Genomic DNA, 2,343 nt, shown 5'->3' with positions numbered 1-2,343 from the left:
GGGCGATCAACGTCTCGGCTTCTTCTTCCGTGATCATCGCCTCATGGGTATCGCGCTGGATAACCCATTCCTTGCGATCCCTGTAGCGGGAGCCTCCGATATATCTGCCATCGATGCATTCATTGTGACGGTTCCACACCGTATGCCCGGCATAGGTCAGGGCCGATTCCTCAACATAGATCATTGTGGTTTCAGCACACTTGATGCCTAGCTCCCGAATCAGGTGCTTGCGGGCAACATTGTTGAGTCTTCCTCTGAGGTAGGCCTGAATCTTGTCGAATGTCTTGGGATCGGGAACAAGCCGACTCTTGGTGATGGGTTCGCCATCGCGAGTTCCGACGACGATTTTTTCAAGCTTGTAGCCGATCGGTGCGCGGCCACCGGCACGCCATCCTTGTTGGACGTTCTCCCGCATGCCACGAAGGCCGTCCATTTTTGACTTCTGTGAATGAAATTCGTCAAAGATTTCCATCAAGGACTCGAGCACCGAGTCCATCAGCGGATCCGTTTTCGGAAGCTTCAGGAAATGCAGCTCAACGCAGTGCTTTTTCAGCAGGTGCTTGTATAGCTGGGCATCGTACTGCCGTCTGGAGAAACGACTGGTGTCGTAACAGTAGATTCGCTCGAAACGACAATTCTTTGACTTGATCTCGGCTATCATGTCCTGAAATGCCGGCCGGTTGGCGGTTTTCGCCGACTCGACCTTGTCAACGAATTCAGCAACAATGACATCGCCCTGTTCTTGGGCATAGCGATGCAGTTCGCGTCGCTGAGATTCGACGCTGACATCATGCCGGTCCTTGCTGGATCTTAGGTAGAGAGCTGCTCGTTTTGCCATGCGATATATTCCTCAGCCAGTTGTGAAAGGATGGTCTGGTCAATGTTCGGCTGTTGTTCGACGGTGACGTGCAATCTTCTAGCCATGTTGCACATTCTCCTGCATTACTACCTCCGGTTCGAAGGTCTCAGAGAGATTACCTGCAGGTCGCCAGAAACGTTGCTCGGAGACCGGATGCATGGCGTGATTGCGCCAAGACGGGAGCTCGGCAAAGGCCTGCTGTTCAGCATCGGTCTCAGCGCTGATGCGATCGGCCAGTTGCACGACATCGGCCAGATATGTTCGGGCGGCAAAGCCCCAGCGTCGCCGTGATCGGCAGGTCCAAATATGGCGAAGCGCAATGCCTGCATCCGGCCATGACGTATCAAGGTTCGCTAATGGGCCACTGAGGCATTCCAAGGTCAGCGAATCATGATCGACCATGTATCCGAGCGGGGTTTTGCCGTTGCTCTTCATCGTCAGAACCTTGCCAGCATCGTGAAACAGCGCAGCCACGGTTGCGATGTCACGGTGGTCTTTCTGGCGCACACAACTTTGGACAGTTTCAACACATTCCAAGCTGTGCCTGAGAAGGCCTCCGGGATGGTGATGGTGATGATTTTGGCTTGCTGGGAGGCTAATGAATGCTTGTGCAAACATCTGGTCGCCGAATGCCTCGAAGATGAATTCTTTCAAGGGGCCGGAGCCAATGCTTTTCGCAATGGAAATCAGTTGTACGAGATCGTTTGGATTGGGTGCGGTGGATCTGGGGATGCTGATTATCACATCCTCACCGCGAGGTTTGAGCAAGGATGCCTGGTGAATATCGACCAGTTCACGGAAATCCAGAATCTTTCTTCGTCCTGAAATGCGGACGATGTCACCAATAGAAAAGGATTCCGGCCCGATATAGCTGCCATGCCAGCAGTTGGCTGTGGCACTTTCATAGGCGTTTTCGAGCATAAGCCTCAGATAGTGATGCCCATTACGAGCGGTGCGAGACTCGAAGTTCGTGACGGTATAGCAGGAGGTGAATGTATCATCCATCGTTCTTGACACCTCCTGTCGGATCAGTTCGGGAATGATCGTTCGCCATCTGCTCCAAACGAAAGATCACCTCTTCTGCATCAATTTCGTCTATTTTGGTCTCCACCCAAAAGGTGATGGCTTCATGATTGGATGACTCATGACCGCAGCCAAATACAGGAACGAGCGAACCATCTTCCGGGATATGTAGCACCTGAATTAGGAGTGATGCGATGTATTTTGCTTTTGGTTGAGCCTTATGCATGACCGCTCTCCTGATAGCTAAGGTTGGGAGGGAAGCAAGTGCACAGATGCTTGCAATTTGGTAAGAGCTCCTGATTGGCCTCATTTTGTTTGCAAAGAATTTCCGTTGGTTCGAATCCAAGTGGTTTATAGTATAGCATGTTCATATCCATCTACGCTTGTCGCGTATACACATCATAAGATGAGTGGAAGCGACTGTCAAGCACTTTTATGGCGTTCGTACATCGTTGGCAGGG

Annotated in this window: 3 protein-coding genes; all 3 read right to left on the bottom strand. The window is 51.6% G+C overall.

Annotated features, from left to right (window positions below; translation table 11 throughout):
• Window positions 1-838: recombinase family protein (locus D6694_04085; protein RMH45868.1), on the bottom strand; the 838-nt coding region annotated here is incomplete at its 3' end.
• A 78-nt stretch (window positions 839-916) separates the two neighbouring features.
• Window positions 917-1,864 (bottom strand): hypothetical protein, encoded by a 948-nt coding sequence (locus D6694_04080; protein RMH45867.1) that lies wholly within the window; start codon window positions 1,862-1,864, stop codon window positions 917-919.
• Complete coding sequence (locus D6694_04075; protein RMH45866.1) at window positions 1,857-2,108, bottom strand: hypothetical protein; 252 nt, start codon at window positions 2,106-2,108, stop codon at window positions 1,857-1,859. The genes D6694_04080 and D6694_04075 overlap by 8 nt, the downstream gene beginning before the upstream one ends.
• Window positions 2,109-2,343: the final 235 nt, after the last annotated feature.

It is taken from the genome of Gammaproteobacteria bacterium (genome assembly GCA_003696665.1).
GTDB lineage: Bacteria > Pseudomonadota > Gammaproteobacteria > Enterobacterales.
The sequence above is the reverse complement of the archived record's forward strand: the minus strand, read 5'-3'. Positions and strand labels throughout refer to the sequence as shown.